At 42.0% G+C, this 13,463-nt stretch carries 15 protein-coding genes; 13 read left to right on the top strand and 2 right to left on the bottom strand.

Annotated elements, in window-relative coordinates:
* Nucleotides 1-124 precede the first annotated feature (124 nt).
* The 6 genes from CTT30_RS13410 to CTT30_RS13385 all read left to right on the top strand — a co-directional run bounded on the left by CTT30_RS13410 (nucleotide 125) and on the right by CTT30_RS13385 (nucleotide 4,426).
* Complete coding sequence (locus CTT30_RS13410; RefSeq protein ID WP_252035400.1) at nucleotides 125-1,117, top strand: hypothetical protein; 993 nt, start codon at nucleotides 125-127, stop codon at nucleotides 1,115-1,117.
* Nucleotides 1,110-1,571: a Panacea domain-containing protein gene (locus tag CTT30_RS13405; RefSeq protein ID WP_252035399.1), complete on the top strand. Its 462-nt coding sequence runs from the start codon at nucleotides 1,110-1,112 to the stop codon at nucleotides 1,569-1,571. The genes CTT30_RS13410 and CTT30_RS13405 overlap by 8 nt, the downstream gene beginning before the upstream one ends.
* 64 nt (nucleotides 1,572-1,635) lie before the next feature.
* Nucleotides 1,636-2,883, top strand: a complete 1,248-nt coding sequence (locus CTT30_RS13400) for a tyrosine-type recombinase/integrase (RefSeq protein ID WP_252035398.1) — start codon at nucleotides 1,636-1,638, stop codon at nucleotides 2,881-2,883.
* An 81-nt stretch (nucleotides 2,884-2,964) separates the two neighbouring features.
* A complete protein-coding gene (locus CTT30_RS13395) occupies nucleotides 2,965-3,348 on the top strand; it encodes a hypothetical protein (protein ID WP_252035397.1) in 384 nt (127 codons plus the stop codon).
* Nucleotides 3,349-3,392: 44 nt separating this feature from the next.
* Nucleotides 3,393-3,893, top strand: a complete 501-nt coding sequence (locus CTT30_RS13390; protein ID WP_252035396.1) for a hypothetical protein — start codon at nucleotides 3,393-3,395, stop codon at nucleotides 3,891-3,893.
* A 101-nt stretch (nucleotides 3,894-3,994) separates the two neighbouring features.
* Nucleotides 3,995-4,426: a DUF2787 family protein gene (locus CTT30_RS13385; protein WP_252035395.1), complete on the top strand. Its 432-nt coding sequence runs from the start codon at nucleotides 3,995-3,997 to the stop codon at nucleotides 4,424-4,426.
* 685 nt (nucleotides 4,427-5,111) lie between these two features.
* On the opposite strand, the gene CTT30_RS13380 is transcribed toward CTT30_RS13385, so the two are convergent.
* A complete protein-coding gene (locus tag CTT30_RS13380) occupies nucleotides 5,112-5,468 on the bottom strand; it encodes a WYL domain-containing protein (protein WP_252035394.1) in 357 nt (118 codons plus the stop codon).
* Nucleotides 5,469-5,668: 200 nt separating this feature from the next.
* On the opposite strand from CTT30_RS13380, the gene CTT30_RS13375 reads away from it, so the two are divergent.
* Together CTT30_RS13375 and CTT30_RS13370 are read left to right on the top strand one after the other, a co-directional pair.
* On the top strand, nucleotides 5,669-6,043 hold the full coding sequence (locus tag CTT30_RS13375) for a hypothetical protein (RefSeq protein WP_252035393.1): 375 nt from the start codon (nucleotides 5,669-5,671) through the stop codon (nucleotides 6,041-6,043).
* A 73-nt stretch (nucleotides 6,044-6,116) separates the two neighbouring features.
* On the top strand, nucleotides 6,117-6,314 hold the full coding sequence (locus tag CTT30_RS13370; RefSeq protein WP_252035392.1) for a hypothetical protein: 198 nt from the start codon (nucleotides 6,117-6,119) through the stop codon (nucleotides 6,312-6,314).
* 139 nt (nucleotides 6,315-6,453) lie between these two features.
* Here the strand turns inward: CTT30_RS13370 and CTT30_RS13365 are convergent, their stop codons facing one another.
* Nucleotides 6,454-7,608 carry a hypothetical protein gene (locus CTT30_RS13365; protein WP_252035391.1) on the bottom strand — a complete coding sequence of 385 codons (1,155 nt, stop codon included), beginning with the start codon at nucleotides 7,606-7,608 and terminating at the stop codon, nucleotides 6,454-6,456.
* A 186-nt stretch (nucleotides 7,609-7,794) separates the two neighbouring features.
* Here CTT30_RS13365 and CTT30_RS13360 point away from each other — a divergent pair, with 186 nt between their 5' ends.
* The 5 genes from CTT30_RS13360 to CTT30_RS13340 all read left to right on the top strand — a co-directional run bounded on the left by CTT30_RS13360 (nucleotide 7,795) and on the right by CTT30_RS13340 (nucleotide 13,386).
* Nucleotides 7,795-8,952: a site-specific integrase gene (locus CTT30_RS13360; RefSeq protein WP_252035390.1), complete on the top strand. Its 1,158-nt coding sequence runs from the start codon at nucleotides 7,795-7,797 to the stop codon at nucleotides 8,950-8,952.
* A gap of 10 nt (nucleotides 8,953-8,962) precedes the next feature.
* The gene (locus CTT30_RS13355; RefSeq protein WP_025589484.1) at nucleotides 8,963-9,145 is read left to right on the top strand and encodes a helix-turn-helix transcriptional regulator; all 183 of its coding nucleotides are present in this window, start codon (nucleotides 8,963-8,965) and stop codon (nucleotides 9,143-9,145) included.
* A 104-nt stretch (nucleotides 9,146-9,249) separates the two neighbouring features.
* Nucleotides 9,250-9,690 carry a hypothetical protein gene (locus CTT30_RS13350; protein WP_252035389.1) on the top strand — a complete coding sequence of 147 codons (441 nt, stop codon included), beginning with the start codon at nucleotides 9,250-9,252 and terminating at the stop codon, nucleotides 9,688-9,690.
* Between the two features lie 62 nt (nucleotides 9,691-9,752).
* Complete coding sequence (locus tag CTT30_RS13345; RefSeq protein WP_252035388.1) at nucleotides 9,753-12,461, top strand: DNA polymerase; 2,709 nt, start codon at nucleotides 9,753-9,755, stop codon at nucleotides 12,459-12,461.
* Nucleotides 12,462-12,786: 325 nt separating this feature from the next.
* Nucleotides 12,787-13,386 carry an RNase H1/viroplasmin domain-containing protein gene (locus CTT30_RS13340; RefSeq protein ID WP_252035387.1) on the top strand — a complete coding sequence of 200 codons (600 nt, stop codon included), beginning with the start codon at nucleotides 12,787-12,789 and terminating at the stop codon, nucleotides 13,384-13,386.
* The last annotated feature ends 77 nt before the right edge of the window (nucleotides 13,387-13,463 follow it).

Genomic DNA, 13,463 nt, shown 5'->3' with positions numbered 1-13,463 from the left:
TCGGTTTGAGATAGGCGGTTTTGTGGTGTGTGTAGTAAATGCGTTGGGGATATGAATTACCTACTAAAACAACGAAAGATCTAATAACATATGCAATTGTGGATGTAACCTTGTCGGTGGATAGATGAACTTGTTTAAACATTTTGGGTTTACTGATAACTCTAAATTGTTCAATAAGCTAGGTTGTATGGTTGATCAGGGGTTCTTTATTGTATTAGCTGCAATAGGTACCGTGTTTTTGACGATCGGTGGCGCTTATGCAGGAAGTTATGAGTTTAACGTTGATTGGGAGAAAACTACTGGTTGGTGGGACTGTTTTGCGCTTATTCTCTGGAATCCAAATACTAGTTTGGTTTTTGGGAGTGCGTCATTCCTCTTCGGTGCTCTAGGTACGTTTAAAGATCAATCTGCTCAAAATAAGAAAATGATCGATTTGAAGAGTGAAAACGTTACTCTAGTTGATACAAGGAAAGCGTTGAATACGACTCAAGAGCAACTTCAGGAGAGCAAGTCAGAGCTTTCCAAGTTACATACCGACCTAGTTGAGACATGGTTGCTGGGAGTTTGTAAGCACTTAGCTTTGAATAGCAAAGAGAGGATAACTATTTATTATGAACATGATGAAGAGTTTTTCTTGCTTGCTAGACACTCTAGAAACCCCCACTTTTCTAAAGTGCATAGGCAGAAATTCCCTTTGAATCAAGGTGTTATTGGTCAGGCATGGCAGCACGATGTGTGCATAGAAGTTGAATGCCCTTCTTCTGACGATCTCGATGCTTATAAGTCTTTCATGAACAAAAAGTATGGGTATGAATTAGACAAGTTAGAGTCCTTGACTATGAAAAGCTGTAGGTATGTCGCTAAAGCTGTATCTGATGCAGGGGTTCACATAGGAGTCATCGTTTTTGAGAGTGAAAGTGGTGACTTTGTGACAAAGGAAGGTGATGGAAAAGTTAAGGAAATTCTGGCTTATTGTGAAGAACACCAAAGTCAGATTGCCAAATTTGTGCGAGACGGATTTAAATATAGTAAAGAAATTAACTTAAAGTCTGAGAATCAAGTACAATCAGTAGAAGATGATTTTTTAGAGCTGTTAAATGGAGGTAGCGATGAATAAGATCCAACAAATTATTGCTTACATTTGCCTTCATTATCCTCATCCATCAGAGTTATCGAAAGCGAGACTTACCAAGTTGGTCTATCTTGCTGACTGGTTTTCATCGGTTTCTGAAGGTGAACAAATGACGGATATTGAGTGGCTGTTTAACCACTATGGTCCGTATGTCGATGATGTTGTGGATGCGGCGCAAGGTCGACGTGGTTTTCGAATAGACCATGAACAAACAATGTATGGAACATCAAAGTATGTAATTTCCTTCCATGGAGATGAAGAAGACATTGAGCTCTCCAATAGAGAGAAAGACATACTTGATGCTGTTATTAAAAAGACTAAAAGTATGTACTTCAATGAGTTTGTAGACTTTGTTTACTCTACTTATCCAGTACGAAGCCGAGAACGCTATTCCACTCTTAATTTGGTGGGCTTAGCTGAACAGTACAAAGCAAGTTAATGAAATAAAATCAGTATCTTACATATATTATTTACTAGCTTAGTAACTATGTAAGGTACTGATTATGAATAGTAAAACCCGTCTAACGGTATCCTTCCTCAATAACCTTAAACCCAATCCTAAAACTGCAAAATCTGCTGATTACGAAGTTAACTTGTCTGCTATGAAAGATAGCGGCTTGCCCGTGGGCGTTAGATGTTTGGTGGGTAAGGGAAAGGGATCTGTCAGGTTCATATTTAGGTTTACCAGTCCTGTGACTGGCAAAAAATCCAGCATCGGCCTTGGCCGAGCGAGTGACGTTGACTTAATTACTCTGCGTAAAAAGGCAAAAGAGTATCGTCAGCAAATTCTTGAAGGTATTGATCCGAAGATCGAGCGTGATACTGAAAAGGTCGATAATTCTATGACCCTTGAACGGTTTTTCAATGAGGTCTATCTTCCTCTTCAAAAACAACGTCGTACATGGAAAGATGATGTCGCACGATTCCGTCATGCAAAGTCTATCTATCATGTTCCGATAAATGAACTGACCGCTGCGCATATCGTGAAAGTGCAAATGGAGATGCAGGGTAAGATTAGCAAAACTACAGGTAAGCCTTACGCAACCGCCAGTATTTGCAGGGTATTGGCACTTCTCAAGTCGGTAAATAAGCACGCATACCGTCTTATGGATTGTCCTTTGGTCGCTGATAAAGTCAGTTTGCCTAAGCTTGATAATATTCGTACTGGTTATCTCTCCGAGAGTCAGTTGAAAGATTTTGTTCGCCATGCTTTGGATTACCCAGATAGGCATGCCGGAGCGTTCCTTGCTTTGCTTTTTCTGACTGGATTAAGAGATCGAGAACTGAGGTACTTAAAGCACGAATCGATAAACTGGGAGCAGAAAACCTTGTATATAAGTCGAACAAAAAATGGTCGTGACCACATTGTTTATGCAAGTGATTACATGCTGTCTATTTTGAAATCGATACCCAAGGTGGCAAATAACCCTTATATCTTTGCTGGACGTAGAAAGGGTAAACCTATCAGCCCAGCTAGGCACGCATTGAAGGTGATCAAGGAGAAGATGGGACTGCCTGATATACCAGGCGATAGAGCTAACATAACCCTGCACTCAGCTCGCCATACGCTCGGAACACTTTTAGCGGCAAATGGTGTCCCTCTACATGATATAGCCAAACAATTGAATCATTCCGAGATAGGTATAACGAGTAAGTATTATGCCAAGCATACTGTTGGTCGTAGGCGTAAAGTTGGCTCTCATTTATCGGATATGGTCAGTGGTGATATATCACTTAAATCTAACGAGTAACTCTAAATAAAATCATTAGAAAAGCCCCTGTTTAGCGATGAGCTAAACAGGGGCTTTTTCATTATTAGAAGGAAATTCACGATGAAAACAATAAACAAGTTTGAAGATATTCAATCATTGCCAATGCCTGATGGTGTGAAAGCAAAACTGCTCGAACACTTGATAGAGCCATTCGGTGATGAAGAAAGTACGAAAGCGTTCTGGGATGACGTCGGAACAACCTTGTACTTAATTGAGGAAGTCGATACCGATGAAACCTTGAGTGAAGAATCAGAGGAAGCTCAGCATTTTCTAAGGTTCCTTAGTAACTTTAGCGAGTGGGTGCTAATTCTTAACTCTCCTGACTGTCCTTGGCTATTAGCAGTCGCCATAGTGACCATGGAAGGCGCTGGTGTGTACTGCTGTGCTCCTATGAACAGTCCAACGTTCCCTGTCGCCAAGCTCGCTGACCAAGCTGAATCTTAAAATCAAACTAAACCTGAATTATTCCATCTTAAAGGAGGTGTCCTATGGCACGTAAACCAAGCAATAAACAAGCAGCCGTTCTACCAGAAGTTGTAGAAGGCAATGAACAAGTCACGGTCACTGACGATCAACCAGTAGACCATTTCACTAATATCGTGCGCGAGGGCAAAGCTAAAAAGCTTTCACCGAAAACAGAGAACCATGTGTTCTATGAAATCGCCATTCATGATGAAGAAAACGAGCTCTATATCCGCATGTCGGGTAATGAAGGTGGAGGTCTACACAGCAAGGAATGGATCCCGCTTAAAGATATCACCGCTGTACTAGATGTGCAGGGTGATAAACCGTTCAAGAGTTCTGTGCTGAAGTGTGTATTTTCTGGACAGTCAGCGAACAACGCGGGTTTTATGGCTGCTTGTTGCAGGGGGCTTGGTCTTATCATCCAGTCGGAGAAATCAGTCTTCCTCCACGTTCTAGCATCAGGCTACGAGAAACGTCGAGATGAGCTTCTGTCTCTAGTGAGTGATGAAACTAAACCTGAATAACCTCGAAACTCACATCAATACTTACCCACTAAGCCAATTCTGGCTTTCATACTGAGCACTGCCCAAGAGTTCATCCCTAACAAACTAAACGAGATTTTATTATGAACTTAACTTTTGACGTTGAGCGATTACTGCTGCCTGTCAGTGTCGATCTTCAAGATACTTTAAACCGAGTGATCAGCGAATCAGGTAAATGGACACCCATGATCCAATCGGTGGTGATTCACTTCCGAGATTCGACCTATAGCTCTGAGAACGGTGGTTTTCATCCTGTTGAAATCAGGCTTGTTCGCCTCTACGACCAGTGGATCTTTGATTACATCACTGACTTTGCGTATAGCGGTGGCCTTTATCCTGAATTGGTTAAAGAGGTGGATTTTAACTTCTCATCTGGAACAGCGAGTTTTTCCTATGTTCCGGAACTGCCGATAACAAGTAGTGAGGTAATGGAGTTCTACTCGATGTGGGAATCCAACTTTCTCAGCTACGTCGAAATGGGCGTGTTCGATGAGATAAAAGTCACGGTGGATTAGTTCATCACGAACCAATCCAGTAGAAAGCACCATGTATGTACCATAAAATACTCGACTCACTTCCTAGTGAAACTAAGGCTTCCTATTGCTCCATGCAACTCATGGTGTAATGGGAAGCCTTTTTCATTTGGGTAACGTTCTACAACGGATTACTTAAACGTTGCCGTCGGTATTCAGAGAGGATGAAGTTGCTGGATTGCAATGGACGGTGGAAACACAAAGGAAGGGAGACTTCAATTTTAACGAGTTTGCTTGGTTTACACTGGTGTTTTGTTATTAAAGGCTCCCATTGCTATGTCGAAGCAATGGGAGCGAATGTTCAGGTTTAGCTATGGCGCGTAACGGATAAGGGAGTTTAGAACGAATTTCCCTGAGATTTTCCATAGTCATCTGTTTCTAATTACAGCGACAAGCGCCTTAATTCTATGTTTATAGATTGGAGTGAAAACATGGGTGTTTTTCAACTAACTCATATCCAGTCAACACTTTTTCGTGTCTTTGGTGTGTAATGTCGACGTTACCCATGGCCGCCATAGAAAGCTTAAAAATCGGTGTATAGTGGCTTGTTCATGGAGGGAGGTGGCTACAGTAGTAAATCGAAACGACATTATGTCTTGGTTTCGGTGTCCCATGATAAACAATCATCACCGAGGTCAACGACACACTTCAATCTGTACGATGCCTTCTACTTGGTTGAGTTCAGATACGCTTGAAGTTCTTGCCTCAACACGTAACGTATCCAATCAGGTGAGAGCTCTTCAGCATGAGGTAGCCACGTTTTAAGTTGACGTAGTAATTCTGGAATGTTCTTGGTTTGGTGACTAACCAGTACATCACCGGAAACTAGCTCTTTTAGCAATTGGCACTCATTGACGTTGCTTTCATTTAAGGGTGCTTCGGTCGCTTTAGTACTTACCTGAATAAGAACCTCAATGGGATTAAGTAACTCATCCTCATATCCTCGACCAGTGAGCTTCTGTTCAACGGTAGGGCTAGGAGAATATTTATCCTCGTAACGGGTTAAATCACGAACCTTAGTCATACTGAGCAATTCTCGGCGGTTTCTCACTAGCACATTCACGTCTCGCTAATCGAACTCCTTCGGTCTAGTCAATTAATCGACATCTCATTTTCTTATGCGCGGTATCACCGTAGCCATTTACGCAATTGATTCACTTTTTAATCTCACGATCTGTTCGAGTAGCTGACCGTGAATTCATCAATCCATTTAGGAAAATAAACATGAAAAAATTAGTAGTAACAGCACTTTTAGTAACGAGTTTTGGTGCATCGGCAGGGCTGTTTAGCTCTGATCTGGATGACGCAATAGATACCGTTCGTGAAGGTAGTCCTGACGGTTGCCAGTTTGCTTTAGGCGATATGATTGACTCTACATTCACCGATGAATCATGGAAAGCAGATAAAACTAAATCAGGTCGAATCTTCGTTGATATTGAAGGGGATGTGAACTTCCGTAATCAAGAGCAAAAAGCTTTTATGCAATTCGAAGTTGATGGTGATGAGTTTTGGCTCAACACGTTAAAACTGAACAACAGATACCAAAGTCAGATGATGACCCGAAGCTTCGCTAATCATCTATGCGATTCGGTTAAATAAGCTCAATCAATTCATGTCATTCAGGCGAGGCGTTGTCCTCGCCTTTTTCATATCTAAAGGGAAGGTAACTATTATGGCGAAAACACATTTTCATTCGGAGTCTCAACAACGCTGGTTTAAGCCGAGCGCGTCAACAGGCGTTCGATTTGCTCAATATGGTGCCACACTCGGTACGCGCTATGGTCCACAGGGTGTCGTTCTTGGCGGAGCGATAGGGTTTTTAACCGGAGCTGTCATAGGTGGGGTACTGGATGAACTAGACGTTATCTAGTGAAAAAGTAGAGGTGATTGCACCTCTACTTTTTTCTTTATCGTAATTGATGAGAAGTGAATTCCCTTTGTGCTGTAAGAGGTTCGGGTTAGTGTGTTATTAGCTCGTTGGGGATAAACCGCAACAACAAATCACACGCTCAACCAAGTAACAAGGGCTTAATCTTATGAGCACCTTCGCGTTCTACAAACATCTTAGGCTCTTTGTCGCCGTAGAACTCTTTCAGTGAGAGTGTGGCATGAATCTTCGTTAATGCTTGCTCAATACTCGCTTTATCATGTCCACCATTTGGTGCTGAAAACGGAATAACGCAATCACTTAATTTTTCATCTTCGATAATAGAATACTTACCGTCGGGGTGTTTGCTATCCCAAAGCACCGAGTGACTAAAGCTTCTTGTTCCGGTGAATGGGTTTTTCGTACCATTCTGCTCTTCGATTGAGGCTCGGTATGTAATGCGTAGTTTTGCGCTAAGAGTGAGTTCAATAGAGATCTGATTCTCTTTTTTAGTGGCGTAAACGCTGAACTTACTTTCGGGAAAGCTTATGAATTCGTGAATACTGTGTGCCTTATTGCCGCTATCTAACTTGAATGGAATGTACTTAATACTCTGATTTGGTTGAATGAGTAAGTAAACCGATGCTAGAAGTGAGTCTCCGTCATTATCGACACTATTGTTATTGACAATCAGTAGTCTAGCTTTTAATGGGTTAGCTTTTGGAAAGTGCTCTAAATCGGGTCTTCCAAACTGTTTTTTAAAACAGGTCAACGTCGGTTGTATAAGCTTCTTTTCTGATTGGGGTGATGTTTGCTGGAACGCCGACATTAATAGTCCATAGCTTTCTTCCTCGAACTTCCTACTTGTTGAAATAAATCGCCCAAGCGACTTGATGAAGGACTGATTGCGTTTGTACCAGGGTGGGAATAACAAAGTGTCGACTTGAACTGAAACTCTTATTTTTACAAAGCTTTTATCACTAGAACTGTTTTTTTCGACAATGCTGTTACCACATACAGTCAATGTGACTTGGTCTTGATTGCTTAACTTAGTGACTGCGTTAAGTCTATTGCTTGCTTTGTAGATGGAATGAGCTGAGCGTTTTGGAAAGGATACATCAATTCCTACATTGTTAAATGATTCACTTAACAGCTTTGCCGCGTTATCTGCTCGTAGTTGAAACAAGTACCAGAACGTATTGATAAGTAGGTGCTTTGAGTGTGTAGATAGTTTCTTGTCTTTCTCGATAAACAAGTGAATCGGTTTGCTGTAGAGGACTTTCTTTCTTCTCGGCATAACATTACAAATCAAACAAAATGGTACCTATTGTTGGTTTTTTACAGAAATGATGCATCTGTGGATACAGGGCTGTCATAAAAACTAGTCATTTCATCGCTTATCTCTGGCTTCAACCCATCAAATTTTTCCATCGCAGTGCGAATTAATCTGGCTCCAAGATTTACTTAGACCGAGCTAGATATTATGAGCAATACATCAATTGAAATGACCCAGAAGGTACTTAACGCCTTGTCTCGTCCTGATAAGGGCGAGCAAGGTTTTGAGTACCGATGGACTAAGAACTCTCGCTTACGTTTATTGGTAACTGCTTCGAGTAAGCGTTGGATCGTTCGCCTTGGCTGGAAAGGGCAACGTTACTACGAATCGTTTGGGACTTATCCTGAAATGAAGTTTGCGGACTTTGAGAAGTTGGCTTACCAGTTTATTGCTGATGTTCAGTCTGGTGCCTACCGCAAAGGTAGTCGCCTGACTGTACAACAGTTCTTTGATGATGTTGTACTTACATACAGTCGTAATCATCACCGTGATTCTAAGACCTTTTTATCCCGATCTAAGCGCGTAATGGCTGCGTTTGGTAAAAAGCGCGTTACGGATGTGACTCGCCGTGATGTGGAGAAATTTCTTTATTCTTTAACAGGCTTATCGCCAGCTACGGTGAACCGTTATCGAGCTTTTTTATCCAAGTTTTTTTCTATGGCGGTCGAACACGACATCATTGAAAAGAGTCCAGTGAAGGGCGTGAAAAAGCTGGTGGAGATCAACCAGAAAGACCGAGTGTTGTCCTCTAAAGAGATGGAAAGCTTTTGTCGCCATGCGTGTGCTGAGCCTAACTTCATTCACAGTTACGCACTAATCCTTAGTCTGTTAACTGGTATGCGCATTGGTAATGTGATTAGCCTGACTCGATCTATGCTTGCGGATGACCTTTCTTCTGCGCTCCTGCCGATGACGAAATCTGGTAAATCGCAGCGCATTTATTTCTCCGAGCCTGCAAAACGCCTGATCCGTAAATGTCTCAAAGTGTCGTTCAACGATTGGGTGTTCCCCTCGTTAAAGAACCAAGGTGAGCACATTGCATACCCACGCGCTTGTATGGAGCGCATTCAGCAAGCTATGAAAGCGGAAGGTTCGCTAGAAGCGCCTTTCACCATCCACGACCTTCGTAGAACGCAAGCGACACAAATGCTGATTGCAACTAACGATATTCGACTAGTTCAGCAAAGCCTTGGTCATTCTAATGTGAATGTCACCGAGCGCTACGCCTATTACCAAAACACCCATCTAGCGCAAGCCACTCAGCAGACCGTTGAGGCAATGCTACCTAATTTCCAATTCAGCTAAGGAGTACCTGATGAAAAATGCACTAACAGTAGAAGAGTTTGCAGAGGCATACAGCCTTAACCCTGCCACGGTGAGAACTAATGTGACTCGAAAGCCTGACAGTTTACCCAAGGTATTGCGCATTGGCCGCAGTGTCCGCTTTTTAGTTAGTGAAATTGAAAAATGGGAAAAAACGTTATTGGAAACGGCATAAACCACGAAATTTTCCAGTTATTTCCGGCTATTACTTTTGCCAGTCGAGGTTGGCTTGATTGGCACACAAACTTAAATAAAACATAAATCGATGGAGATTTTATTATGACTACTTCAACTCAACCACTATTCATCCGTAACGGTAACTCTGTAGTAAATGCGAGTGCTGCAACGAGTTTGACTCATAACGGTGATTTTACTTTGCTACTGGATGATAAATGCCAAAAGGTAGCGTTTGACCAAAGCGAGAAAGCGCCTGAATTGTTTGAACGTGTGAAGAAAGCAATTAAACCGCATGACAAGTATGGATTGGTGTTAGATAACGGCGGTTTTATTGATGCCCGTGTTATCTCAAATGTATTCGTATCGCCGAAGACGAGCAATCTTGTGATAGTTGGCTTGAATGACCGTCCTCTATGTGTTCTTGATGCGAAGACTTTCTCTGACCTAGATGGATTGACCGAAGTGATCTTGGATGCTCTGGTAAGTGTCGGTGAGGGTGAGAAGTTCCCTGCTATCGAATGGTCTGCTTACAAGGCTCAGTAATCTGATTTCGCTTTAACACTATGGCTCTTCGGAGCCATTTTTTGATCTAAGAGGAGGATAAAATGGAAGAATCAATGAATTACTGGGCTGAAGATACAGATATTAAGGTTGAAGAATCGTTTGATGGTATTGAGGTCGATGAAAACTTGGTTGAAGCGTGGGGAAATGCGAGTAACGATGAGCATGTAGATGAGAGACTTGGTGGTATTGCTTTAGAAACCATGTCTCCTATTGAAAGCGTTAGTAGTTATGTAAAGTCGAAGAAAAAGAGTAAGCGGTATAAGGCACGCACTAAGTTCTTCGATCGTCCGATTATCTCATTCGATACTGAGTATGTGTTGTCGAAGTGTGGGAAGTACAACCGAGTTCTAAGTTATCAATTTGTCACTTTACATAGTGGTAAGGTGTCTAAGTTGGTGCTGTATCCAGACTCAACTAAAAAGTCTGGTCGTTTATCGATGGATTACTGTTTTGCTCGTGTCATTGAAAAGGCTATTGAAGACGGTGTACTTGAGTGTTGGCCTACCGATATCATCGTAACAGCTCACTTCATGAAAGCTGACCTATTTAACTTCAACCAAGCTTTTGAGCAAGTCAAAACACATATCAAGGGTATCCGGAAAACCGTGGCGAGTTTGGGGGATGCGTATGAATTGGACTTGAGTAAGGTCATGACTCGTCGTATCGATAAAGAGCCTGTCAAAATTAAAGATAAGAATCGTAATTATCACACCTTACATATGTCATTTTTTGACACCATGCTACTTGCTCCAGCTAGCGCTCAGTCTTTATCGGCTGTCGGAAATATAGTGGGCGTACCTAAACTGGATATTCCAAAACCATACAGCATTGAACGTATGGATGAATATCTTGCAGGCGACAAGGCTGGGTTCGAAGCGTATGGATTGACCGATAGTTTGATATCAGCCCTTCACTTCAAGGCTAGCGCTGACCTATGTAAAGAATTAGGTTTGAAGTCAGTGCCTTATACGATTGGTGGTATGGCTGTAAAAACATTCATTAACTCGCTTGATGACCCTAAAAGTTATCGCAAGTTATTTGGTTTTGAAGAAAAGAAGCGTGAAATATGGTCGAAAGAAACAGGTAAGGTTCGCACTGTCACTATTGAAGAGCCTACTCAAGCTCGTAAAACCATGGAGTGGTTCGCTTCAGAATGTTATAGCGGTGGCCGTAATGAAGCGTTCTGGTCAGGTGTTACACCAGTTGATACATGGTTAGATCTAGACGTGCCTTCTTGCTACGGAGCGATTACGAATGGTCTACGCGAAATTTCGTATCAAGACATGTATATGAGTAACAAGGTGGAAGATTTCTTTGGTGACAAAATGGCACTTGCTTGGGTTGAATTTGAGTTTCCTGAAAATACACGTTTTCCATCGCTTGTTGTTCGTGATAAGGACTCATTGATTTTCCCACTCCGTGGTCAGACTCACTGCACAGGACATGAATTAGAAGTCGCTTATAACCAAGGTGCTAAGATCAAGATAAAACAAGGCTTTATATTTCCATGGAAAAACGATGTACGGATCTTCGAAAAGTACATGAAGTGGGGGCGTGAAAAGCGAAAGAGCTATGAGAAAGGCTCATTTCAGGAAAGACTTGTTAAAGAAATGTTGAATTCAACGTATGGTAAATTTAGCCAGAACGTAAAACCAAAGCAAACATTTTCAGTGGAGGATGGATACAGCAAGCCTCAACCTCCATCCAAATTGACCAACCCATTCTATGCGTCGTATACATGTGGTTTGGCGCGCGCATTATTAAGTGAAATGTTAGCTAGTGTGCCAGATGATAAAACGGTTCTGTCAATTACGACTGATGGATTTCTGGGTAATACAAGTGTTGAAGACCTTGATTTAACTGGACCAATTTGTCAGCGCTTTCGTGAGTTGTTTCATCGTATGGAGCCTAATGGTGGTGAGATATTGGAAGTTAAGCACAAGGCTAAGCAACTTATCTGTGCGAAGACGCGTGCTCAATATACGGTAACTCCAATGGACGGTTGGGAGCCTGTACTTGCGAAAGGTGGAATTCAGGTGCCTAAACAAGTTACGGATCAAAATCAGTACATGGTGAATCTATACAAAGAACGAACACCTGAACACAAGACGGATTCGTCACACCTTACTTCGCTCCGTTCAATGTGTACCGAACGTAAAGATATGCTGATGGAACGGAAGCAATCACGTTTGAACCTTGAATTTGATATGAAGCGTGAACCAATCAACCCACGAGTTATCGAAGTTGATGGTGTTCCATTAGTTAGCTTTGAAACTAAGCCGTTTAAGAATGCTTTTGAGATGCGTTATACCCGTATTCGCTTTGATGCTTGGCGTAAGAGTGGTCGCTGTTTGAAGACCATGGATGATTGGTACGATTGGCAGGAACGTTTAAGTATGTATAAGGCGAACGACAAAGGTGAAGTTCGTTTAAAGAAAGATGAAAAGCCTGATGAATTAATGGCTCGTTTGTTTGTTCGCTTTTACAGTCATGAAGTATCAGGTATCACTAAGAAAGATATTACCGCCAAAGCTCTATCTGAATGGCTTGTAGAGCTAGGTTATGATATTAAGCCAAGTTTGGTGCGTGGCGCTGGTCGTACAAAACTTGTGGAAGGTACTGTTCCTCTCACTCAATCAACTTTGAAACTAGCAAAGCTGTTGGTGGGTAAATTTCCTCAATTTGATCCTGTACCGTTGTTTAATGCCTCCGATGAAGAAGTTATGCGTCAATTGGAAAATATTTCGTAAATAATGAAACGCTATGAGCTCTTGTATAGCAAGGGCTTATGGCCTGTGTGTATCTAGTTCGTTGGGGATATACATCAATAACCCATCACACAATCAAATCTCAACCCAATATTCACAGCTAACCAAAATCAAACAAATACGTACCTATCATGCTGGTAACTTTCATAACCAGATACTATGAACAATGCCCGTTTGGGATATCAAGCAATTCTGCGCTTTTTTCCTTGCTCCAAACCCTGCAATTTCTCATTCCCCAATTCCCTTTTAATAGCCCGTAGCCACAACGTCGTGGTGAATTTTTCATTTACACATTAGGGAATTAGTCATGAGTAAGAAATCCAAAGCAAAAGCACACGTAGTAGCACAAGGACATCAACCTGGCGTTTATACCAATTGGGGCGATGTTCAGAAGCAAATTAGTGGATACAAAGGCAAGGTAAATTGGGGCTGTGAATCAGTTGAACAAGCTGAAGCTGAATATCAAGCCTTGAGTGCTTGGCGTTGTTTATCACCTGAAAATCGAACAGAGAAGCTAACTCTTGAAAAAGCGAAAGAGATTGTTGCAGGTATGCTGGCAGATTCTGAGGTGTTTATTGCTGAGTGTGCCGAGTCTAAAGAGCTAAAAGTAGCAGTGAATGAGTCAGTACCTAAATTCTACAAGCTAGTACTGACTTGCTGCTTTGGTGGTAAGAACGCTGATTCAACCATTACAGGCTCTGATGGAAAGAGTGAGGTCGTTAAGCTGAGTTCTGGTGCTACTGCCAAGCTGAAATACCTAGAGCTAGCCTATGCAGCGATTAAGTACGCTGATAACGCGATAAATGGTGGCGTAGATAGTGTTGAGGTTTGGGGAGTTGATGGTTCTGTGCTAGTCACTCTAAATGAATGGGCTCTTAAATATCGCGAACGTGGCTGGGTTAATTAGTTCGGTAAGCCTGTTGCTCATCGTGAAGTTATCGAACCTATGTTGGCTTTGTATGAAAAGCTAGGCGATAAGGTGAA

Source organism: Vibrio coralliilyticus, assembly GCF_024449095.1.
In the GTDB taxonomy this organism is placed as follows: Bacteria; Pseudomonadota; Gammaproteobacteria; order Enterobacterales; family Vibrionaceae; genus Vibrio; species Vibrio coralliilyticus_A.
This window is presented reverse-complemented; position numbering and strand designations above follow the sequence as displayed.

Coding starts and splice junctions, on each gene's coding strand:
- CTT30_RS13410 (WP_252035400.1), top strand. CDS start 125: ATGAACTTGTTTAAACATTTTGGGTTTACTGATAACTCTAAATTGTTC.
- CTT30_RS13405 (WP_252035399.1), top strand. CDS start 1,110: ATGAATAAGATCCAACAAATTATTGCTTACATTTGCCTTCATTATCCT.
- CTT30_RS13400 (WP_252035398.1), top strand. CDS start 1,636: ATGAATAGTAAAACCCGTCTAACGGTATCCTTCCTCAATAACCTTAAA.
- CTT30_RS13395 (WP_252035397.1), top strand. CDS start 2,965: ATGAAAACAATAAACAAGTTTGAAGATATTCAATCATTGCCAATGCCT.
- CTT30_RS13390 (WP_252035396.1), top strand. CDS start 3,393: ATGGCACGTAAACCAAGCAATAAACAAGCAGCCGTTCTACCAGAAGTT.
- CTT30_RS13385 (WP_252035395.1), top strand. CDS start 3,995: ATGAACTTAACTTTTGACGTTGAGCGATTACTGCTGCCTGTCAGTGTC.
- CTT30_RS13380 (WP_252035394.1), bottom strand. CDS start 5,468: ATGACTAAGGTTCGTGATTTAACCCGTTACGAGGATAAATATTCTCCT.
- CTT30_RS13375 (WP_252035393.1), top strand. CDS start 5,669: ATGAAAAAATTAGTAGTAACAGCACTTTTAGTAACGAGTTTTGGTGCA.
- CTT30_RS13370 (WP_252035392.1), top strand. CDS start 6,117: ATGGCGAAAACACATTTTCATTCGGAGTCTCAACAACGCTGGTTTAAG.
- CTT30_RS13365 (WP_252035391.1), bottom strand. CDS start 7,608: ATGCCGAGAAGAAAGAAAGTCCTCTACAGCAAACCGATTCACTTGTTT.
- CTT30_RS13360 (WP_252035390.1), top strand. CDS start 7,795: ATGAGCAATACATCAATTGAAATGACCCAGAAGGTACTTAACGCCTTG.
- CTT30_RS13355 (WP_025589484.1), top strand. CDS start 8,963: ATGAAAAATGCACTAACAGTAGAAGAGTTTGCAGAGGCATACAGCCTT.
- CTT30_RS13350 (WP_252035389.1), top strand. CDS start 9,250: ATGACTACTTCAACTCAACCACTATTCATCCGTAACGGTAACTCTGTA.
- CTT30_RS13345 (WP_252035388.1), top strand. CDS start 9,753: ATGGAAGAATCAATGAATTACTGGGCTGAAGATACAGATATTAAGGTT.
- CTT30_RS13340 (WP_252035387.1), top strand. CDS start 12,787: ATGAGTAAGAAATCCAAAGCAAAAGCACACGTAGTAGCACAAGGACAT.